The organism is Streptomyces sp. HUAS TT7, from assembly GCF_051550175.1.
Lineage (GTDB): Bacteria > Actinomycetota > Actinomycetes > Streptomycetales > Streptomycetaceae > Streptomyces.
Window position 1 is genome coordinate 1,867,224 of record NZ_CP196175.1, and the last position, 19,512, is coordinate 1,886,735.

At 70.9% G+C, this 19,512-nt stretch carries 19 protein-coding genes and 1 pseudogene; 9 read left to right on the plus strand and 11 right to left on the minus strand.

Features of this window, described 5'->3' with window-relative positions:
- Window positions 1-202: 202 nt before the first annotated feature.
- The 4 genes and pseudogenes from ACSHXC_RS08285 to ACSHXC_RS08300 all read left to right on the plus strand — a co-directional run.
- Window positions 203-355: pseudogene (locus ACSHXC_RS08285) on the plus strand (methyltransferase domain-containing protein); the annotation flags it as partial.
- Window positions 356-675: 320 nt separating this feature from the next.
- Entirely contained in the window at window positions 676-1,143 is a 468-nt protein-coding gene (locus tag ACSHXC_RS08290) for a hypothetical protein (protein WP_438290945.1), read from the plus strand.
- Window positions 1,144-1,316: 173 nt separating this feature from the next.
- Window positions 1,317-1,502, plus strand: a complete 186-nt coding sequence (locus tag ACSHXC_RS08295) for a hypothetical protein (RefSeq protein WP_438290946.1) — start codon at window positions 1,317-1,319, stop codon at window positions 1,500-1,502.
- Window positions 1,503-1,617: 115 nt separating this feature from the next.
- The gene (locus tag ACSHXC_RS08300; protein ID WP_438290947.1) at window positions 1,618-2,277 is read left to right on the plus strand and encodes an HAD family hydrolase; all 660 of its coding nucleotides are present in this window, start codon (window positions 1,618-1,620) and stop codon (window positions 2,275-2,277) included.
- A 260-nt stretch (window positions 2,278-2,537) separates the two neighbouring features.
- On the opposite strand, the gene ACSHXC_RS08305 is transcribed toward ACSHXC_RS08300, so the two are convergent.
- Complete coding sequence (locus ACSHXC_RS08305; protein WP_438290949.1) at window positions 2,538-3,725, minus strand: alpha/beta hydrolase family protein; 1,188 nt, start codon at window positions 3,723-3,725, stop codon at window positions 2,538-2,540.
- 293 nt (window positions 3,726-4,018) lie between these two features.
- Window positions 4,019-4,240, minus strand: coding sequence for a hypothetical protein (locus tag ACSHXC_RS08310; RefSeq protein WP_053725806.1), 222 nt, complete (start codon window positions 4,238-4,240; stop codon window positions 4,019-4,021).
- A gap of 231 nt (window positions 4,241-4,471) precedes the next feature.
- On the opposite strand from ACSHXC_RS08310, the gene ACSHXC_RS08315 reads away from it, so the two are divergent.
- The gene (locus ACSHXC_RS08315) at window positions 4,472-5,269 is read left to right on the plus strand and encodes an ArsR/SmtB family transcription factor (RefSeq protein ID WP_438290950.1); all 798 of its coding nucleotides are present in this window, start codon (window positions 4,472-4,474) and stop codon (window positions 5,267-5,269) included.
- 66 nt (window positions 5,270-5,335) lie between these two features.
- On the opposite strand, the gene gcl is transcribed toward ACSHXC_RS08315, so the two are convergent.
- A complete protein-coding gene (gcl, locus tag ACSHXC_RS08320) occupies window positions 5,336-7,126 on the minus strand; it encodes a glyoxylate carboligase (RefSeq protein WP_438290951.1) in 1,791 nt (596 codons plus the stop codon).
- A 286-nt stretch (window positions 7,127-7,412) separates the two neighbouring features.
- Between gcl and ACSHXC_RS08325 the strand changes: the two genes are divergently transcribed.
- On the plus strand, window positions 7,413-8,108 hold the full coding sequence (locus ACSHXC_RS08325) for a hypothetical protein (RefSeq protein ID WP_438290952.1): 696 nt from the start codon (window positions 7,413-7,415) through the stop codon (window positions 8,106-8,108).
- Here the strand turns inward: ACSHXC_RS08325 and ACSHXC_RS08330 are convergent, their stop codons facing one another.
- The 5 genes from ACSHXC_RS08330 to ACSHXC_RS08350 form a co-directional block, all read right to left on the minus strand.
- Window positions 8,109-9,716, minus strand: coding sequence for an AMP-binding protein (locus ACSHXC_RS08330; protein ID WP_438290953.1), 1,608 nt, complete (start codon window positions 9,714-9,716; stop codon window positions 8,109-8,111).
- A gap of 61 nt (window positions 9,717-9,777) precedes the next feature.
- Window positions 9,778-9,918, minus strand: a complete 141-nt coding sequence (locus ACSHXC_RS08335) for a hypothetical protein (protein WP_438290954.1) — start codon at window positions 9,916-9,918, stop codon at window positions 9,778-9,780.
- Window positions 9,919-10,248: 330 nt separating this feature from the next.
- A complete protein-coding gene (locus ACSHXC_RS08340; RefSeq protein ID WP_438290955.1) occupies window positions 10,249-11,475 on the minus strand; it encodes an MFS transporter in 1,227 nt (408 codons plus the stop codon).
- 148 nt (window positions 11,476-11,623) lie between these two features.
- Window positions 11,624-13,165, minus strand: a complete 1,542-nt coding sequence (locus tag ACSHXC_RS08345) for an AMP-binding protein (RefSeq protein WP_438290956.1) — start codon at window positions 13,163-13,165, stop codon at window positions 11,624-11,626.
- Between the two features lie 135 nt (window positions 13,166-13,300).
- Entirely contained in the window at window positions 13,301-14,116 is an 816-nt protein-coding gene (locus ACSHXC_RS08350; protein WP_438290957.1) for a helix-turn-helix domain-containing protein, read from the minus strand.
- 63 nt (window positions 14,117-14,179) lie between these two features.
- Between ACSHXC_RS08350 and ACSHXC_RS08355 the strand changes: the two genes are divergently transcribed.
- On the plus strand, window positions 14,180-15,406 hold the full coding sequence (locus ACSHXC_RS08355; RefSeq protein WP_438290958.1) for an MFS transporter: 1,227 nt from the start codon (window positions 14,180-14,182) through the stop codon (window positions 15,404-15,406).
- Between the two features lie 16 nt (window positions 15,407-15,422).
- Here ACSHXC_RS08355 and dmpI read toward each other — a convergent pair whose 3' ends face one another.
- Both dmpI and ACSHXC_RS08365 read right to left on the minus strand, forming a co-directional pair.
- Window positions 15,423-15,605 (minus strand): 4-oxalocrotonate tautomerase DmpI, encoded by a 183-nt coding sequence (gene dmpI, locus ACSHXC_RS08360; protein WP_382590468.1) that lies wholly within the window; start codon window positions 15,603-15,605, stop codon window positions 15,423-15,425.
- 148 nt (window positions 15,606-15,753) lie between these two features.
- Window positions 15,754-16,638: a LysR substrate-binding domain-containing protein gene (locus ACSHXC_RS08365; protein WP_438290959.1), complete on the minus strand. Its 885-nt coding sequence runs from the start codon at window positions 16,636-16,638 to the stop codon at window positions 15,754-15,756.
- A gap of 135 nt (window positions 16,639-16,773) precedes the next feature.
- Here ACSHXC_RS08365 and ACSHXC_RS08370 point away from each other — a divergent pair, with 135 nt between their 5' ends.
- Both ACSHXC_RS08370 and ACSHXC_RS08375 read left to right on the plus strand, forming a co-directional pair.
- Window positions 16,774-17,433, plus strand: a complete 660-nt coding sequence (locus ACSHXC_RS08370; protein WP_438290960.1) for a LysE family translocator — start codon at window positions 16,774-16,776, stop codon at window positions 17,431-17,433.
- A gap of 308 nt (window positions 17,434-17,741) precedes the next feature.
- Complete coding sequence (locus ACSHXC_RS08375) at window positions 17,742-18,092, plus strand: SAV_915 family protein (RefSeq protein WP_438290961.1); 351 nt, start codon at window positions 17,742-17,744, stop codon at window positions 18,090-18,092.
- Here ACSHXC_RS08375 and ACSHXC_RS08380 read toward each other — a convergent pair.
- Window positions 18,089-19,258 carry a winged helix DNA-binding domain-containing protein gene (locus tag ACSHXC_RS08380; RefSeq protein WP_438290962.1) on the minus strand — a complete coding sequence of 390 codons (1,170 nt, stop codon included), beginning with the start codon at window positions 19,256-19,258 and terminating at the stop codon, window positions 18,089-18,091. The genes ACSHXC_RS08375 and ACSHXC_RS08380 overlap by 4 nt on opposite strands.
- Window positions 19,259-19,512: the final 254 nt, after the last annotated feature.

Sequence of the window (19,512 nt, forward strand, 5' to 3'; positions counted from 1 at the left end):
CCGGCAACCTCCCCCCAAGAACCCCGCCCGGCGGTGCGAACGTCCTGTCGCGCCAGCCTCGTTCCGCCGGGCGGCAACAACTCCACAGCCAGGACGCTGGGTTCGGTTTACGGTCCCGAACCGAGCGTCCGACGATCAAGGCCTCATTCGTTGATTCGGATGGGGCCTTGATCTTTTCGGGGCGCCGGGCCCGCGCGGCGAACTCGCCACCGTTCTCAAGCTCGACGGGCGCGGCCGGCTCATCGATGTGGGATGCGGGCCTGGCACCCTCGCCCTGAGCCTGGGGCACTTGTTCAGTGAGGTCGTCGGGGTCGACCCCGACAGCGGGATGATCAGCGAGGCCACTCGCCGAGCCGTCGAGTGAACGCTGCGACGCCTTCGAGGCGGACGTGCGTCGGCTGCTGAGGGACGTCTCCCCATCCGGGTGGTTCTCCGAGCGGCAGCCGAGCACCGAGGTCGTTGTCTGACGGAAGGGCTCCGCCAAGGTGTGATCCCGGACCCGGGACGCCTCGCTTCCGGCCTGCCGGGGCGCCCCCGTAAAGGGTTCGGTATCCGCCGTCACCAATTCGGTGTATTCAACCCCAAAAGTAGCGGCTTCGGCCCGAGCGCGCGCCACCCTGATCCCCGTGCGCAGAACCCGTCGTTCTGCCTGGTCCGGCTACCCTCGGAGGGGTCTTGAAGACGAAGGCATCGAAGTACCTTGCCGTTCCGCTGGCTTGGGGGCTGGCGCTGGGGCTGGCATCGGCCGTGAGCACCGCCGCCGCACCGGCTACCGCCCACCCCCGCTCCCCCTCGAAACACCACGCCCCCGCAGCCAAACGTGTCGTGCTGACGAACTCCGACGACGACCGGAGCATCGTCCTCACGGCCGGCGACGACGTCGAGGTCCGGCTCACCGGCTCTCGTTCCCAAGGGCTCAGCTACACCTGGAGCGTTCCGCAATCCGGCGACTTCGGGCCGCTCCGGCGGACCTCCGCCGGCACCACACCGGCGGGCGGTGCCAGCGCCGTCTTCCACGCCGAGAAACCCGGCGTCGTCATGGTCGGCGCCACCCGGTCCTGCCGCCCCGACCCCGGCCGCGTATGCCCTCTCGTCGTCGCGCCCTGGAAGATCACGGCAAAGGTCACGGAAGAGGTCACGTGAGTGACGGGAGCCGCCCCCTCCCCCTGAGTCGGCGGCTCCCGCTCGGTCCCGGCGTCCTCCGCGCCGCAGAGCCTGGCGATCAGCCATCCGGCACGACAACCACCCACGTACAACCGTCACTTGAGCCATCCGAAACGGCGCACAGCACAAGGCCCGGCCATGCACAATGAGGCATGACCACGATGCTTGTATCCGCCGCCGCCCGCCGCACCCTCCCGGTCGCCGCGACCGGCCCCCGCGTGGCGCTCGCCGCCCGCGCCGCCGCCCAGCACGCGGGGCTCACCCCCGTCGCCCTCGACCGCATCACGACGGTGGGTGACACCGTGCCCTCCGCGTCCGCATTCCAGTCCGCGTTGTAGGGGCAGTGAACGACGAGTAGCGGCGGGGCGAGCCGGCTCGTGGCGGCGGCGCCGGCCGGCTCATGGTGGCGTCGTCCCACGTACATGCCCGCCGCACCGCCTAGGATCGGCCTCGATGATTGAGACCATCGTGCTCGACATGGGCGAAACACTCGTACGCGACGACCGTTACTGGGCATCCTGGGCCGACTGGATCGGCGTGCCCAGGCACACCCTCGCCGCGCTCGTCGGGGCGGTCGTCACTCAAGGGCGCGACTCCGCGGACGCGCTGCGCATACTCAAACCCGGCATGGACGTCCGCGAGGCGTACCTGGCCCGTGAGGCGGCGGGCCGTGGTGAGCACCTCGACGAGACCGACCTGTACGACGACGTACGGCCCGCCCTCGGCGGGCTCCGCGAGCTCGGAATCCAGGTCATCGTCGCCGGGAACCAGACGGCCCGCGCCGGCGAACTCCTGCGCCGCCTCGACCTGCCCGCCGACCTGGTGGTCACCTCCGACGAATGGGGTGTCTCCAAGCCCCAACCCGCCTTCTTCGAGCGGGTGTTGGAGGCGGCCGAGTCGGCTCCGCACGAGACCGTGTACGTCGGCGATCACCCCGTGAACGACGTGTTCCCCGCCAAGGCGGCCGGGCTGCGCGTCGCACACCTGAGGCGCGGGCCATGGGGGCACTGGTGGGCGGACGACCCGGAGGTCGCCGCGGCTGCGGACTGGCGGATCGACTCCCTCACTCAGCTCGCATCCATCGTTGATGACGATTCATCAATGGCTCTATAGGCAAACAGAGTTGGTGGCTCGGGACAGAACAAGGGCTAGGCCCCACCCCCCGGTCTGGAGGGGTGGGGCCCAGCCGATGCACGGCCACAGCTATCGTCGCCTTGCGGATGGGTGCCATCGTTCCCCCCTGGTCGAGTGGGTTCCACGAGCGCTCTCGCGACTCACCACACCTTGCCGATCCGGCCCGGCCGGGGTCGTCAACCGGGGGTTGGAACCGGGGTAGACCCGGGCGGTAAGCCCCGGTTGGGGGCGGCCCGCGGTCAGGGGCTGTTGAACGTCACCTCGGGGTTGGCGGCGGTCGGTCCCGCGAGGACCGGCTGCTCGACGCCCCGCAACTGCTGGTCGAAGAAGGCACCCACATACGTCCGGATGAGGGCGACGGAGCGCTGCGCGGGCAGCGGCGAGTGCGGGAGGCCGAAGTGGTCGGCGATCACCGGCTCGTCGGAGAACGTCATGTGCTCGGCTCCGGCGACGGTCAGCCAGCGCTTCCAGCCGTCGAGGGCGGGCCACGTGGCGTCCCACGTCTTGTCCTTGCCGCCGGGACGGTGCGTCTCGTCGTCGGTGCCCAGCATCATGAACGGCCGCCCGCCCAGCCCCTTGGGCGGCAGCGTGTCCCAGAACGCCCCGTCCATGTTGGCCCCGGCATCGATGCGCCCGTCGCGCGTCATGGCGGCGAGCGCGGCGGCCCCGCCGATGGAGTGACCCGCCATGCCGATGTGCCGCTCGTCGATCGCGGAGGAGTACCGCCAGGCCGGGTGTTTTCCGGTGAGGCGGTCCAGGAGGTACGACGTGTCGGCCGCGCGCGTCGCGGTGACCACGCTGCCGGGTGTGCCGTCCTGCATGGCCTTGCAGGCGACGCAGGTCAGCAGGCGGCCGCCGGGGAAACTCGTGCCGAACGACTCGTAGGCGTGGTCCACCGACGCGACGACGTAGCCGCGGCTCGCGAGGTCCTCGGCGAGGGTGGTGAGCGAATAGCGCGGGGCGCCGAAGCCCGGTGAGAGCACGATCAGAGGATGGCCGCCCCGCGCGGGCTGCGCGCCGAGCCGGGCGTGTGTCCTCGTACCGGTGACCTCCCCCGCCCTCGCGGGGTCGATCCCGAGCTCCTTCAGGAGGACCGGGGCCTCGGCAGAGGTGGTGTACGGGGCGGGGTGGCCGGTGCCGGGGCGGGCCGCCGGGTAGGTGAGGGTCACCATGAGCTCGCGGTCCTGGCCCGGCACCCAGGGGTCGCGGCGGGAGTGGTCGACGAAGTGCAGGGTGTCGGCGCCGATCGCGTACTGGCCGGTCGGGCGAGGGAGTTCGATCCGCTCGGCGGCGAGCGTCGAGGCGGCGTGCGTCGAGTTGGCGGGAGGCTTCGGCGGGGCGGCCTGGGCGGTGGTCGCCGCGGCGAGCGGGGCCGCGAGGGCTAAGGACAGGGCGACGGCCGCGGCCGCGCGGGAGATTTTGACCATGGACGACACGCTAGGCGGACCGTCCGTGCGCACACGTCCGCCTCAGGTGTCGGAACACGTCCGACTCCGGTATCGGGGCAAGGGGCGGTTCATACACCCGGGGTTGGATACCGCCCGTATGGATGGGGTAGGCCCGGGCTGGATAGGGGCCGTACGGATTGCGGGCTCTGTGGATGCGGTCGGGGGCGCGGCGATTTCACTCGGAAGGGCAGTCCTCGCGGCGCCGCAGGGACCCACCCCCGGCCCGATCCGCGGCTGCGGTCCGGGCCGGCGGCTCTTGCCCGCGGCGCGATTTAGAGCTTGTCCATGCGCGTGTACGGGCTGACGATTCGGGCCTGGCGGGAGCCGAAGTCGACGAGCATCGCGACGCCGTCCTCAACCCCGATGATGGTGCCCAGGCCGAACTGGTCGTGTGTGACCCGGTCTCCCAGGATGAAGTGCTTGGCCGCCGGAGCGTCCGGAGCTTTGAAGGGGCTGGTGGGCAGGTGGCGCCGGGGCGCGGATGGCTTCGTCATCGTCACCCCAGTATGCGCCGCGAAACGGCCTGAAGGGCAGGCCCGCCGGATGACGATGGGGAATCGATCCGGTATCTGCGCCGACCGGAACGCATCCTGGTGCGAAAATCGTCACGAATTGACACGCAACCCCTGGGTTGCAAATCTGGAAACGAGCCGTGCTCGGCCGCGACGTCCCGGGTGTGCGGGCGGCCGCCTCGGAGGTACGTACGCACAACGCCGGAGGCGCGCGTGGACGACGTCTTCAGGGCGCTGGCCGACGCCAGCCGGCGGCGGCTGCTCGACCGGCTCCGGGCGCGGAACGGGCAGACGCTGCGGGAGCTGTGCGAGGGCCTCGCCATGTCACGCCAGGCGGTGAGCAAGCATCTCGCGTTGCTCGAAACGGCGCGCCTTGTCACGTCCGTGCGGCGCGGCCGGGAGAAGATCCATTACCTGAATCCGGTGCCGATCCAGGAGCTGTCGGAGCGCTGGATCGGCAAGTACGAGCGCGGCAGACTCGACGCGCCCGGCAGGCTGACGTGCGGTTTGGAGGAGCAACTCGCCATGGAAAAACCCGAGTTCGTCTATGTCATCTACATCCGGACCACTCCCGAGCGCCTCTACGAGGCCCTGACGGACGCCGAGTTCGCGCAGGAGTACTTCGGCGGCTGGGGGCCCATGTCCGACTGGAAGGTGGGCTCGCCGGTGCTGTGGAAGATGGGCCCGGACGGCACGTACGAGGATCTCGGCCAGGCGGTGATAGAGGCGGTGCCGGGCCGGAAGCTCGCGTACACCTGGCACCGGCTGCTTCCGATGCACCGTCAGCTCTTCGACACGGAAGGCGAGTTCGAGAGTGCGCGCACCGAGCAGTCCCAGGTCGCGTTCGACATCCAGCCGGCCGAGACGCCCGCGCTCGGGGTGAAGCTGACCATCACGCACGACGGCTTCGACAGCGTGGACAGCGAGATGCTCAAGGGTGTGAGCGATGGCTGGGTGATGATCCTCTCCACGCTCAAGACGCTGCTCGAACGCGAGGAGAGCGCGCGTTAGCCCACCGCATGCGTCCGGCCCCCGCTCCCCAGTGCGGGAGAACGGAGGCCGGACCGTTTGGGTGGCTCAGGAAGCCTGGAGGGGGCGGATCGCCGTCGGGGCGTGGCCCGGCTCGGTGGCCAGCTCCTCGAACTCGGAGACATCGCTGATGTCGGCCGTCTTGCTCATCGCGATGTTGGTGATGCGCTCCAGGATCGCCTCGACGACGACCGGGACGCGGAACTCGGCGGCCAGCTTCTTGGCCTCCTCGAACGCCGGCAGCAGCTGGTCCGGCTCGGTGACGCGGATGGCCTTGCAGCCCAGGCCCTCGACGACCTTGATGTGGTCGACGCCGTAGACGCCCAGCTCCGGGGAGTTGATGTTCTCGAACTCCAGGTTGACCTGGAAGTTGATGTCCAGGCCGATCTGCGCCTGACGGATCAGGCCCAGGTAGGCGTTGTTCACGAGAACGTGGACGTACGGGATCTTGTGCTGTGCGCCGACCGCCAGCTCCTCCAGCATGAACTGGAAGTCGTAGTCGCCGGACAGGGCGACGACCGGGACCTCCGGGTCGGCGGTCGCGGCACCCAGCGCGGCCGGGATGGTCCAGCCGAGCGGCCCTGCCTGGCCGCAGTTGATCCAGTTGCGCGGCTTGTAGACGTGCAGCATCTGCGCGCCGGCGATCTGGGAGAGGCCGATGGTGGTGACGTAGCGCGTCTCCGGGCCGAAGGCCTTGTTCATCTCCTCGTAGACCCGCTGCGGCTTCATCGGCACGTTGTCGAAGTGCGTGCGGCGCTGGAGGGTGGCCTTGCGCTCCAGGTGGGAGGCGACCCAGGCGGAGCGGTCGGGCAGCTCGCCGGCGGCCTTCAGCTCCTTGGCGACCTCGACGAAGAGCTCCAGGGCGGCCTTGGCGTCGGAGGCGATGCCGAAGTCCGGGGCGAAGATCTTGCCGATCTGGGTGGGCTCGATGTCGACGTGGACGAACTTGCGGTCACCGCGGTAGACGTCCAGCTTGTAGCCGGTGTGGCGGTTGGCCCAGCGGTTGCCGATGCCCAGGACGAAGTCCGACTCCAGGAACGTGGCGTTGCCGTAGCGGTGGGCGGTCTGGACGCCGACCATGCCGGCGTTCAGCTCGTGGTCGTCGGCGATGGCGCCCCAGCCCATCAGGGTGGGGATGACCGGAGTGTTGGTGATCTCGGCGAACTCGACCAGCAGGTCGGAGGCGTCCGCGTTGATGATGCCGCCACCGGCGACGATCAGCGGGCGCTCGGACTCCAGCAGGAACTGGATCGCCTTCTCGGCCTGGGCGCGGGTCGCGGCCGGCTTGTAGACGGGCAGCGGCGCGTACGTCTCGGGGTCGAACTCGATCTCGGTCAGCTGGATGTCGATCGGCAGGTCGATGAGGACCGGGCCGGGACGGCCGGAGCGCATCAGGTGGAAGGCCTGCTGGAAGACGCCGGGGACCTGGGCGGCCTCCAGGACGGTGGTCGCGGCCTTGGTGACCGGCTTGGCGATCGAGGCGATGTCGACGGCCTGGAAGTCCTCGGTGTGCAGCTTGGCGACCGGGGCCTGGCCGGTGATGCACAGGATCGGGATCGAGTCGGCGATAGCCGAGTACAGGCCGGTGATCATGTCGGTGCCCGCGGGGCCCGACGTGCCGATGCAGACACCGATGTTGCCCGGGTTGGAGCGCGTGTAGCCCTCCGCCATGTGGGAGGCGCCTTCGACGTGGCGGGCGAGCGTGTGGTTGATGCCACCGCCCTCCTTGAGCGCCTTGTAGAAGGGGTTGATCGCCGCGCCCGGCACGCCGAAGGCGTGGCTGACGCCTTCGAGCTTGAGGATCTCAACTGCCGCTCGGGCAGCGGTCATACGAGGCATGGGGTGCTCCTGCTTCGGCCGGCGGACTCGGCTCCGGCGGGCCGCTGGCCGCGCCACCTTCGAGCCTTATTCCGTAATGCGGAAGTATCATTCTGCTATGTGGAAGCAATGTAGGACGGGTTCGCCAGCGCGTCAAGGGAGGGCCGGGATGCGCGAATCGGCCACACCGCGGTCGCGGTTGATGGACCATGGACCGCGGAACCCCCCGGGCAGGCCGCGCCGGGGAACCACGTCGGGCGCGGAGCGGAACACGTACGGGGTCGCGTCGTCATGGAGGTGGGGGCGGATGAGCGGTGACGGCGTACCGGTGCGCTGTCCGACCTGTCGGCGCGAGCACGTCTTTGTGCCGCCGGCCTACCCCTGCGTCTGCGGGGCCCCGCTCGCGCCGCCCATCCAGCGGGGTGCCGCGCCCTCGCCGATCACACATCGCACCTGGACGGACGCCTGGGTCACGGTCCGGTGCCGGGCCTGCGGGCGGCAGAGCCAGTGGCCGCAGCCCGAGCTCGGCTGCTCCTGCGGCTGCGTTCTGAAGGTGCCGGTGCGGCCCGTGACGGCGCCGCCCGCGCCCGTGCAGGTCCCGCAGCCGTCGGCGGTACGGGCCCGCACGGCGTTCCGGCCGCTCACGATCCGTACCGCGAGGGACGCGGTGACCGCGGCCGGGCTCTATCTGACCTGGCTCGGCTTCAGCGACATACTGCAGGCCGAGCCGCCCCCGGCCTCCGGCATCGACCTGCGCGGCCGCGGCCTGGTGGCCCAGGTGGACCCGACGACGCGGCCCGCCTCACTGAGAGCCGTCGAGTGCCTGTGGCTGCACGGGATGACCGCATCGGCGCGCAGCGTCCACTTCTCGCTCGCCGGATACGCGCAGGACGCCAGGGCGCGCGCCGACCAGCTGCGCGTCCCGCTGTTCGTCCTGGACCTGACGGGCACGCCGCAGCCGGTGAACGACGCGGCTCAGGAACTCGTCACGACGGGTGCCTGATCACGCGCCGTAGCCCTCCCGCAGCTCCACCTTGCGGACCTTGCCGCTCACCGTCATCGGGAACGCGTCGAGAATCCGCAGGTGGCGGGGGATCTTGTAGTGGGCGAGCCGCTCGCGGCAGTACGCGGTGACCTCGTCCAGGGTGGGCGGGTCGGCCGGGTCGCGCGGGATGACACAGGCCAGGATCTCCTCTCCGTACTTCGCGTCGGGGACCCCGACCACCTGCACGTCGGCGATCTTGGGATGCCGGTACAGGAACTCCTCGATCTCGCGCGGGTACACGTTCTCGCCGCCCCGGATGATCATGTCCTTGATGCGGCCGACGATCTCGACGTAGCCGTCCTCGCGCATCACCGCGAGGTCGCCGGTGTGCATCCAGCGCCCGGCGTCGATGGTCTCGGCGGTCCGCTCCGGCTCGTCCCAGTAGCCGAGCATCACGCTGTAGCCCCGGGTGCGCAGCTCGCCCGGCTCGCCGCGCGGGACGGTGACGCCGCTCGCCGGGTCGACGATCTTCACCTCGACATGCGGCATGACCCGGCCGACCGTGCCGGTGCGCCGCTCCAGGTCGTCGTCCGTGCGGGTCTGGGTGGAGACCGGGGAGGTCTCGGTCATGCCGTAGCAGATGGACACCTCGGCCATGTGCATCTCGGCGACCACCCGCTTCATGACCTCGGCGGGGCACGGCGAGCCCGCCATGATGCCGGTACGCAGCGAGGAGAGGTCGTACGCGGCGAAGCCGGGCAGGTTCAGCTCGGCGATGAACATCGTGGGCACCCCGTAGAGCGAGGTGCAGCGCTCCTGCTCGACGGCCCGCAGCGTCGCCTCCGGGTCGAAGGACGCGGCCGGGATCACCATGCACGCGCCGTGCGAGGTGGCCGCCAGATTCCCCATGACCATGCCGAAACAGTGGTAGAAGGGCACCGGAACGCAGATCCGGTCGGCCTCGGTGTAGGCGAGCAACTCCCCCACGAAGTAACCGTTGTTGAGGACGTTGTGATGGGAGAGCGTGGCCCCCTTCGGGAAGCCGGTCGTACCCGAGGTGTACTGGATGTTGACCGGGTCGTCGCAGGACAACTCCGCCTCGCGGGCCGCCAGTTCCGCACGCGGGCGCCCCACACCGTCGGCCATGAGGCGGCCCCATCCGGGGTCGCCGATGAACACGGTCCGCCGCAACGCCGGGCAGCCGCCGCGCACTTGCTCGACCATCGCCCGGTAGTCGCTCGACTTGTGGGACAGCGAGGCGAAGAGCACGGAGATCCCGGCCTGGCGCAGCACGTACTCCAGCTCGTGCACGCGGTAGGCCGGGTTGATGTTCACCATGATCGCGCCGATCCGCGCGGTGGCGTACTGGACGAGCACCCACTCGGGGCAGTTCACCGCCCAGATTCCGACCCGGTCCCCCTTGGCGACCCCGGTGGCGAGCAGCGCACAGGCCAACTGCTCGACATCCGCGCCGAATTGGGCGTACGTCCAGCGCCGGCCGGAGGCGACGTCGACGAGCGCCTCTCGCTCCCCGTACGCCTGGACCGCACGGTCCAGGTTGCCGCCGATCGTGTCGCCGAGCAGGGCGGTACCGCTCACCCCATGGGCGTACGAGCCAGTCACCATCGCAGCGCGCCTCACTTCCTCAGCCGAGTCCCCCAGCATGCCCCGACCGGCCCTGACCTGCCTAGGCTTGCGCGAGGGGAAGATCGACTCGGCGGGCGTCCAGTTCATCGAGCCAGCGGGTGAACAGCGCGTGGACGAGGCCGGGCTGGTCGAGGTGGACGTTGTGGCCGGCTCCGTCGAGGACGGCGTACGTCGGCGGCATCGCCCCGGTGGTGGGCGCGCAGGCCGGGCAGCACGTGGTCGCGGCGATTGGCCCGAGCCGGGCAGGTCGACGTAGACGCGGCGCCAGTCCGGACGGTCGGCGAACACGGATTCCAGGGGCAGCAGGAGGCAGTGGTCGATGGTGAACCCGTGCAGCATCAGCAGAGGGGTTCCGTCGCCGCATTCGACATGGTTGAGCATCGGTGAGGTCATGACCACACCCTCCAGCCCTCACATATGTGTGAGGGTCAAGTCGGCGTTCCCACCCGGCAGTCGACGGCGAACGCCGGACACAGCGGCATCGGGCCGCGGTGTCCGGCGTCGTCGTTCCTCAGGCGGCACTGCCGCGTTCGGCGGGGAATCCGTGGGCGCGGGCGGCCAGGACCACGAGGAGGACCGGCGCGAGCAGAACCAGGATGCTCCAGGGGAAGGAGGTCGAGCCGAGCAGGTTCAGCAGGATGCCGCCGACGATGCCGCCTCCGGCCATCGCCACGTTCCACAGCGTCACCAGCATGGCCTGGGCCGCGTCCGCGTGCTCAGCGCCCGCGTCGCCGACCGCGGTCTGCAGCAGGGTCGGGGCGCCGCCCCAGCCGAGCCCCCACAGGGTGACGGCGACGTACACCATGGCGGTGCTGTCCGAGAGGACGGCGAGGATGGCGGCCGCTACGGCGATCAGCAGGGTGCTCGCGATCATCAGCGCACGCAGCCGGCGGTTGATCTGCGCGCCGACCACCCAGATGCTCACCAGCGAGGCGGCGCCGAACACCAGGAGCACCAGGTCGGTGGAGTTGCCCATGCCGAGCTCGTCGAGGAAAGTCGCGATGAATGTGTAGAGGATGGTGTGGGCGAGCACGAAGACCAGGGTCACGAACAGGACGGAGGTGACTCCGGGAACCTTCAGCGCCGCGGTCATGGGCGTCTTCTCACTCCGCCGCCGGCCCGGGTAGTCCGGGACCAGCGCGCCGATCCAGGCGAGCAGGAGCACGGTGAGCCCGGTCATGACCAGGAAGGCGACCTGCCAGTTGACGGCCTTGCCCAGGAAGGTGCCGGCCGGAACGCCCAGGGAGAGTGCGACCGGGATGCCGGCCATCGCGATGGCGATCGCCTTGCCCTGCAGGTGCGCCGGCGCCATGCGGCGGGCGTATCCGGCGAGCAGGGCCCAGGCCAGGCCCGCGGCCACACCGGCGACGAACCGGGCCACCATCGTCACGGAGTAGTTGCCCGAAAGGGCGGTCACCGTGTTGGCCACGGCGAACCCCGCCATCGACACCAGGAGCAGCCGCTTGCGCCGCCAGGCCGCTGTCGCGGCGGTCAGGGGGATCGCGGTGAGGGCCGTGCCGATGGCGTAGATCGTGACCGTCTGGCCGGTCGCGGACTCGCTGACACGCAGGTCCGAACTCATCGCGGGCAGCAGGCCCGCGGGCAGCGTTTCGGTCAGGCTCGTGATGAAGACCGCCGTGGCCAGCGCGAGCAGCGCGAGCAAGGGCAGCTTCTGGTCACTCTGATTCTTGATTCCGACTCGGGGAGCAACTGGGGTCTGCTTCTCACTGATCGACATGTGTGAATGCTCGAACCTTCACACCAATGTGATGGTCAACGAGAGGGGATGTGAGGTCGATCACATACGCACCTTGCGACCCCGGCCGCCCCGCCCCACACGGAGCGACCGGGCTCACAGGCGTACGCCAACTCCCTTACAGGGCACGTCAGTTGATCTCACGGCCGAGGCCCGACCAGTACGGCTCGCGGAGTTTGAACTTCTGGATCTTGCCGGTGGCGGTGCGCGGGATGGCCTCGCGGAACTCGACCGAGGTCGGTGCCTTGTAGCGGGCGAGGCGCTCCTTGCAGTACGCGATGATGTCGGCCTCCGTCACCGAGGCGCCTTCCGCGAGGACGATCAGCGCCTTGATCGTCTCGCCCCACTTCTCGTGCGGCACTCCGATGACGGCGACCTCGGCGACCGCCGGGTGACTGAAGATCGCGTCCTCCACCTCGATCGAGGACACGTTCTCGCCGCCCGTGATGATGACGTCCTTCTTGCGGTCCGAGATCGTCAGGGAGCCGTCGCTCTCGTCGATCGTGCCGCCGTCACCGGTGTGGAACCAGCCGTCCTCCAGAGCCGCCGCGGTCTCCTCCGGCTTCTCCCAGTAGCCGTCGAGCACCACGTTGGAGCGGGCGAGCACCTCGCCGGAGTCGGACACCTTCAGCTTGACGCCGAGGGCGGGCACGCCGGCCCGGGACAGATTGCGCGCCCGCTCGGCCGACGGCAGCTCCTTGTCGGCGGGCCGGCTCCGGTTCATGGTGAGCAGCGGGGACGTCTCGGTGAGGCCGTAGATCTGGGTGAACTCCCAGCCCAGTTCCTCGTCCATGCGCTGGATCATGCGGGTCGGCGGGGGCGCCCCCGCGCAGACGACCCGCACGCGATCGCGGCCCGGGATCTCGCCCTGCCACGACGCCGCCGCGTCCAGGACCATGTTCCACACCGCGGGCGCCCCGCACATCAGCGTGACCCCGTGCTCCTCCACCCGGCGCAGGATCTCGGCCCCGTCGACCTTGCGCAGCACGACCTGTTTGACGCCGAGTCCGGCCATCACGTACGGCATGCCCCAGCCGTTGCAGTGGAACATCGGCAGGGTGTGCATATAGACGTCACCCTCCCAGGCCCGGGTGTGCAGCCCGAACGTCAGGCCGTTGACCCAGATGTTGCGATGGGTGAGCTGAACTCCCTTGGGCCGTGCGGTAGTTCCGGAGGTGTAGTTGATCGTGGCCGTCGCGTCCTCGTCCGGGTTCGACCACGGGCGCGGCTCCACGCCGAACCGCATCACCTCGTTCTCGGTCTGCTCGCCGAGCACGAACCGGTGGCGGGCCTTGACGGCAGACAGCGCGTCGTCCACCTCCGGGTCGACGAGCAGGACCGAGGCCCCGCTCTGCCGCACCACGTACTCGATCTCCTCCGGCTTGAGGCGGAAGTTGACCGGTACGCAGATCCGGCCGCTCATCGGCACCGCGAACAACAGCTCAAGCAGGCGCGCCGAGTTGTGGCTGACGACCGCCACCCGCTCGCCCTCGCCGACACCGAGCGCGTCGAGTCCCGCCTGCCAGGCGCGCACCCGCTCGGCGACCCGTCCATAGGTGAGGCCGTGCACCGGTGGGCCCGGCTGGTCCGGCTCGTCGACGACGCCGGTACTGGAGGAGAAACCCAGCTCTGCCCGGTCGAGGAAGTCCGAGACCGTCATCGGAATCCGCATCGTTCTGCTCTCCTGTATCCGCAACATCAGCAACAGCTGTTCAGTGGGGAGTCTGGTACCTACCGACGCGCGCAGCGGCCGAAACCCCGAATCGACCTGCTGGGACGGCCGATCGGGCGCGCCCTTCAGCGCCTTTCAGCTCAGCCGGTGCAGGGCCGCCTCGGAGTCCGGGCCGTCCGGCAGATAGGCGAGGAAGTGGTGGCCGGGTTCGTCGACCGCGGCGAGCTTGACCGAGCGAAGACGCAGCTCGCCCGCCACCGGGTGCCAGAAGCGCTTGACGGCCGGGCGGAAGGCGGCGGTCTCCCGCTCGTCGAGCCAGCGCGCGGCACAGGGGTCGGCGCGGATCGCCTCGATGATCTCGGCGTACCGGGGGTCGTCGGGGTGGTGGGCGGCCCGGGCCCTGAACTGGCCGAGCAGGGAACGGGCCTCGGCCTCCCAGTCGGCGAGCAGCGTCCGGCACGGCGGCCAGCGGAACACCAGCCACAGCATGTTGCGCCGCTTGGGCGGCAGCCGGGCGAGGTCGGTCAGGAGGGCCGCGTACGAGGCGTTCCACGCGAGCAGGTCCCAGTGCGGGTCGATGACCATCGCGGGACGCGGAAGCATCGCGTCGACCAGGGAGCGCAGGTTCGGCGAGACCCAGCTGGCCGGGGCGGCGCCCGTCGGCGGCGCGTCCTCGACGAACGACAGCACGTGTGCGGTCTCGGCCGCGTCGAGACGAAGCGCCCGCGCGACCGACCGCAGCACCTGCTCGGAGGTGCGTACCCGGCCCTGCTCCAGCCACGCGTACCAGGAGGTGCTGATCCCGGCGGACTCGGCGACCTCCGCACGGCGCAGGCCCGGGGTGCGGCGCCGCGGTGCGACGGGCAGCCCGAGGGCGGCCGGCGCCAGGCGTTCACGGCGCGAGCGCAGGAACGCGCCGAGTTCCGCGCGGGGGTCCGGTGAGTGCGTCACGGTGTGAGTGATGGTAATCGGCTGAGCCCACACAGCCGTTGGCACCCCTGCTGAGCTGGGTACATGACCACTTCACCGCCCCGAGGGGGGCTGCTGTGCGCCGCCGGGTTCGTCAGCAACTTCGACCGCTTCTCCATCGCGCCGATGCTGGTGCTCATCGGCTCCGCGTTCGGTGTGCCGCTCGGCACGGCCGCGCTCGCCGCGAGCGCTTACACCCTGGGTTACGGGCTCGCGCAGCCGGCCTGGGGGATGGCGAGCGACCGGTTCGGCAGAGTGCGGGTGATGCGCCTGTCGCTCGCGGCGTCCGCCGTGGGAGCACTCGCGTCCGCGGCGGCACCGGGGGCCGCGTACCTCATCGCGGCGCGCGGGTTCACAGGAGCCTGTTTCGCGGCCGCCATCGCGGGCTCGCTGACGTATGTGGGCGACACGGTCGCGCCGGACGGGCGGCAGCGGGCGCTCGGCACACTGATGACGGCGTTCGCGCTCGGCACCGCGCTTGCCACCGTCATCGCCGGGGCGCTGGCCCACTGGTTGAGCTGGCGCCTGGTGTTCGCGCTGCCCGGACTGCTCGCCGGACATCTGGCGCTCGCCCTGCGCCGCCTGCCCGAACCGGAGCTCGCCCCGCGCGAGGGCGGCGCGCTGCGCACCGTCCTGCGCTCGCGCTGGCAGTGGTACGTGATGGGGGTGGCCCTCCTCGAAGGAGGCGTGCTGCTCGGCTGCTTCACCTATCTGCCGCCTGCCCTTGAGTCGCTCGGCGCGGCTCCGGCGACCGCGGGCGCGGTGGCGGCGCTGTACGGGGCGGCGGCGATGGGCGGGGCCCAGGTGGTGCGGCGGCTCGCGGGCCGGCTCGGCCCGGTCGCGCTGATCGTGGCGGGCGGCGCCCAGCTGACCCTCGCGTACGCCGTCGCCGCGCTGCACCCGTCGCTGGTGACGCTCGGGCTGAGCGCGCTCCTGCTCGGCGGCGGCTGGGCGTTCCTGCATTCGACGGTGCAGGCGTGGGCGACCCTCCTTGTACCGACCGCCCGCGCGACCGGGGTCGCCTTCTTCGGCGTCGCCCTCTACCTGGGCAGCGCACTGGGCACGGGCCTTGCCGCCGAATCCGCCCAACTGGGCCGATTCCAGGGCCTGTTCGGGGTGGCCGCGCTCGTCTCCGTACCGCTGACGGCACTCGCGGCGTACGGCCGGCGCCGTTACGGGGACGGCGGCCCGCCGCGCCGGGAGGACTCCCGGCGGGCGGGGGGCCTGCGGCCGTCCGACCCCCGTGCGGACGGCCCGGCCCGGCGGCGGTGAACCGGGGTGTGCGTGGTTACTTGTCGGCGGTCAGCGTGCCCGCCGCACCCCAGCTGTCCGTGGGCACCTCGTGGATCCACACCTGGACGGTCTCGGCCGGGATCTTGTACGCGTCGACGAAGGCGTCCGTGACCCGCTTGACCAGCTCGCGCTTGAGCTCGACGTCGCGGGGACCCTGCTGAATGGTGACGATGGGCATGGCCAACTCCTGTGTGGGCGGCGGCTTCCCGGCCTTTCCGGGTCGCTCACCGGCGTGACCTCAGTCCATCGGATCAGCCTGGCCCGACCAAGAAGCAGACCGCGACCACAGCGATCAGATTTCGTGATCGTCGCTGGTCACGGGCTGGTTATGAGGGCGTCACGGAGGACGTCATGGAGGTTGAGCACGCCTTCAGGAGCAGTTCGACAGCGGCGGGTATGTGGTCGGCACCCACTGCCAGACCGGTGGGCAGTGCGAGGCCAGGGGCACGTACCGGGCGGAAGGCTACCCGGGGGCTGCGCAGCACACGGGCATGCGCCGCGTACACCACGGTCCACAACTGGCCGAGGCCGATGGTCGCGAGGGTGTCCTGGAGCGAGCCGCCGACCGGTCCCGGCACCGGCTCGAAGCCCGCCGCATGACAGGCACCCACGACCAGGTCGACGAGCGCGGGGTTGTTGCGGCGGGCGGTGATGCACAGGGGCAGCGCGGCCAGGTCCGGGAGCGCTATCTCGTCCCGGCTCGCGAGCGGATGAGCCGCGGGGAGGGCCACGACCAGCGGGTCCTCCCACAGGGGCAGGATGCGCAGGCCCGGCGCGGGCTGCGGGGAGCGGACGAACGCGGCGTCCAGCCGCCCGTCGGCGACCTGCGTCAGGCGGTCGCGGGTGGGTGCGGAGACCAGCTCGACGGCGATGTCCGGGGCGATCCCGGCGAACGCGCCGAGCACCCGGTCGAGGTGTTCGCCGAGCCCGGTACTGGTGCCGAGCCGCAGGGTGGTGCCCTCACGGACGGCGGCCCGGGCCCGCTCGGCGGCGGCCAGGACCTCGCGCGCCTCGGGCAGCAGCCGCTCCCCCGCCCCGGTGAGCCGCACGTGCCGGGGCGACCGGTCGAAGAGGTCGGCGCCCAACTCCCGTTCCAGTCGCCGCACTTGCTGGCTGACCGCCGACTGGACGATGTGCAGCCGCTCGGCGGCCCGCCCGAAGTGCAGTTCCTCGGCGACGGTGACGAAGTAGCTGAGCTGCCGCAGTTCCATGCGGGGACTGTATCCAGGGGATCCTGGGGCGCCCCCGAACGGGCTGGGCACGGGCAGCCGCTGGTATGGGCGCGGCCCACAGTTGCGATGTCCATCCCCTGGGCCCGCACCACACGCGTGAGGTTGAATGACAAAATGGTGTCGACCGATCGCTTCCTCGCCTTCGCCGCGATGTCCCTGCTGGTGATCGTGATCCCGGGGCCGAGCGTGCTGTTCGTGATAGGCCGCGCCCTCGCGCACGGCCGCCGCACCGCGCTCGCGACGGTCCTGGGCAACGTCCTGGGCTCGTACGTCCTGGTGGTCGCGGTGGCGCTGGGCATCGGCACGCTGGTGGCGCGTTCGGCGTCGGTGTTCATGGCGGTGAAGCTGGCGGGCGCCGCGTATCTCGTGCTGCTGGGGGTGCAGGCGTACCGGCACCGCAAGGACATGCGGCTCGGGGTGGCCGCCATCGGCGAGACCGTCGCCGCGCTCCGGCCCGCCCACGGCGATCTGCGGACCGTCGCGGACGGCGTCCTGGTGGGCGTCACCAACCCGAAGGGCATCGTGTTCTTCGCGGCGGTGCTTCCGCAGTTCGTGGACCACTCGGTCGGGCACCTGCCCTCCCAGATGCTGCTGCTCGGCCTGATCCCCATCACGATCGGCCTGATCACGGACACCCTGTGGGGCCTGGGTGCGGCGGCGGCGCGCGGCTGGTTCGCCCGCTCCGAACGGCGCCTGTCGCTGATCGGCGGCGCGGGCGGCTTCGCGATGATCGGGCTCGGCGTGACGGTCGCGGCGACGGGGCGGGCGGACTGAGGCGCCCTCGGGCGGCGTGAGCGCTCGGGCCTCCCGACGGGCTGGACCTCCTGACCGGTTGGGCCGCCGGGGCGCTCGGGTCTCCCGAGCAGCGGGCCGCCACCCGGTGGGATGAAGTTGTCGTACGGGGCCGCCGCCACCCGGTCGGCCGACCCGCCCGCGCCGACCTGCGCCAGGAGCGCGTCAAAATCCAGGGCGTCGGGGTCAATGCCGCGTCATGGCGGGACACCGGGCCGGTGCCGGGGCATAACTTCAGGCGTACGGGCGCATGACGCGTACGGCATCCGACTTCCGCACCGGAGGACACCATGGACACCCTCACCATCCAGGACGCCGACCCCGAAGAACGCCGCCCGGCAGGGCCGCTGTATGTGCCGGTTCGGCTCGGCTCTGCCGGAGGACACCAACTGCGCTTCCTGCGCGACGAGTTCGGCACGCGCACCGCCGTCGGATTCACCAGCCCGGACCGGCTGAACGCCGTGCTGGGCGGCGACCAGACCTGGATCCGCCTCGCCGAACCCGCCCTGCGGGCGCTGTCGGCGCCGCTCGGAGTGACCCGGGTGACCGTCGACCCGCTGCTCGCCCCGCCCGCCCCACGCAGGCGGCACGGCCAGCCCTCGTCCGGCTGCGCCCGCCGGGACCACGCCCTGAGCCGCTAGCTCTTCGAGTTCCGGAGCTCTTTTCCGTTCCGGTTCACGCATTCCCCGAACCGTACGTCGTACGAAGTGGCCGAGGCCATGTCGGCGAGCAGCCGCGCACCCTCCTCCGCCACCACGGCGCGCTGGGCCTTGCCTAGCGCGCCGAACAGCTGAACCGTGAGGAGAGCGGGGCTGCCCTTCTGCTCCTCGATCCGCCAGATCCCGGCGAGGAAGCCGTCGACAAGCAGGGTGCAGTGGGCCTGGTTGCCGGTCCAGCTGCGCCCCTTGTACTCGGGCGGAGCGACCCTGCTGCGGTCGGCGTGCGAGAGCAGCAGGTTGTCGAACTCGGGCAGGAAGCGCGGCGGCGCCGGGGTGTCCTCGGCCGGACGGACGGCGTCCGGGAGATCGAAGAGTTCGACGCCGTTCTCGTCCCGGAACACCGCGAGCCCGGGCCGCAGCCGCTCGAAGGCGGCGCCGAGCCGGGTGAGCCCGGACCAGGTCTGCATGTCCTTGACCGAGGCGGGCCCGAAGGCACCGAGGTAGCGCAGCACGGTCTCGTCGGGGGCGGGCGCGGGCCGGGGCGAGCGGCCGAGCCAGTGCTCGACGCTGGTCAGCGCGACCGGCCCGCTGCGGCCCCACACCCCGCGCGGGGTGACCTGCACCAGCGGGACCACACAGCGGGCGGCGAGGGACAGCGCCAGGGGATCCGCGTCCGGCCACACCTTCAGAAGCTCCTCTCGCAGCTCCTTCATGGTGTGCGGCCGCTCCTCGACCAGCGTGCGGACGATCCCGCCGAGCCGCTCCAGACCGACCCCGACGAGCCCCTTGCGGAACGTGTTCAGCTCCCGGTCCCGGGCGGCCTGCACGAGCGGGCGCAGCGTCAGCGCGTCGTCCGCGGTGTGCGTGTGGATGGTGGACCGCAGGGTGACGATCCGCACCACCTCGCGCGCCTCCATCAGCTCCGAGAGCGCCTCCGGCCGGAACCCGGCGAGCCGCGACCAGAGGGCGAAGTACGGCGGCTTCACGTTCTGCGCCTGGAGCCCGAGGAGGTGGGCGACGGCGTCCTTGGCCGGGAGCGCGTCACTGCGGCGCAGCAGGAGCTGGCGGTCGAGGGTGGCGCGGTTGAGGGCGCGGCGCGAGAGGACGGGGTGGTGGTGCTGCGCGCTGGTGCCGGTCTTGGAGGCCATGCGGAGCACGGTACTCACCTTTGAGGACAGATCCTGTCCGCTTTCCCGCGCGATGTTGCCGCTCGACGGCCAGGGGGATGATGGGGACGAGGGGGACGCCCCTGATCATCAGGCCAGTGCCATTTGAGCCGTATATCCTGCGCAGAGGCATTCACCAGACGTATTCGTCAGAGGTGTCAGAGGCATTCCGAGGCATTCCGAGGGCGTACGGGCGAACGTTTCGGCCGCCCGTACGGGCTGGTTGCAGAGCGGGA

Bases quoted from the DNA above. Each gene is read 5' to 3' on its own strand.
- ACSHXC_RS08295 (WP_438290946.1), top strand. From the start codon at position 1,317: ATGACCACGATGCTTGTATCCGCCGCCGCCCGCCGCACCCTCCCGGTC.
- ACSHXC_RS08300 (WP_438290947.1), top strand. From the start codon at position 1,618: ATGATTGAGACCATCGTGCTCGACATGGGCGAAACACTCGTACGCGAC.
- ACSHXC_RS08305 (WP_438290949.1), bottom strand. From the start codon at position 3,725: ATGGTCAAAATCTCCCGCGCGGCCGCGGCCGTCGCCCTGTCCTTAGCC.
- ACSHXC_RS08310 (WP_053725806.1), bottom strand. From the start codon at position 4,240: ATGACGAAGCCATCCGCGCCCCGGCGCCACCTGCCCACCAGCCCCTTC.
- gcl (WP_438290951.1), bottom strand. From the start codon at position 7,126: ATGCCTCGTATGACCGCTGCCCGAGCGGCAGTTGAGATCCTCAAGCTC.
- ACSHXC_RS08325 (WP_438290952.1), top strand. From the start codon at position 7,413: ATGAGCGGTGACGGCGTACCGGTGCGCTGTCCGACCTGTCGGCGCGAG.
- ACSHXC_RS08330 (WP_438290953.1), bottom strand. From the start codon at position 9,716: ATGGTGACTGGCTCGTACGCCCATGGGGTGAGCGGTACCGCCCTGCTC.
- ACSHXC_RS08335 (WP_438290954.1), bottom strand. From the start codon at position 9,918: ATGCCGCCGACGTACGCCGTCCTCGACGGAGCCGGCCACAACGTCCAC.
- ACSHXC_RS08340 (WP_438290955.1), bottom strand. From the start codon at position 11,475: ATGTCGATCAGTGAGAAGCAGACCCCAGTTGCTCCCCGAGTCGGAATC.
- ACSHXC_RS08345 (WP_438290956.1), bottom strand. From the start codon at position 13,165: ATGCGGATTCCGATGACGGTCTCGGACTTCCTCGACCGGGCAGAGCTG.
- ACSHXC_RS08355 (WP_438290958.1), top strand. From the start codon at position 14,180: ATGACCACTTCACCGCCCCGAGGGGGGCTGCTGTGCGCCGCCGGGTTC.
- dmpI (WP_382590468.1), bottom strand. From the start codon at position 15,605: ATGCCCATCGTCACCATTCAGCAGGGTCCCCGCGACGTCGAGCTCAAG.
- ACSHXC_RS08365 (WP_438290959.1), bottom strand. From the start codon at position 16,638: ATGGAACTGCGGCAGCTCAGCTACTTCGTCACCGTCGCCGAGGAACTG.
- ACSHXC_RS08370 (WP_438290960.1), top strand. From the start codon at position 16,774: ATGGTGTCGACCGATCGCTTCCTCGCCTTCGCCGCGATGTCCCTGCTG.
- ACSHXC_RS08375 (WP_438290961.1), top strand. From the start codon at position 17,742: ATGGACACCCTCACCATCCAGGACGCCGACCCCGAAGAACGCCGCCCG.
- ACSHXC_RS08380 (WP_438290962.1), bottom strand. From the start codon at position 19,258: ATGGCCTCCAAGACCGGCACCAGCGCGCAGCACCACCACCCCGTCCTC.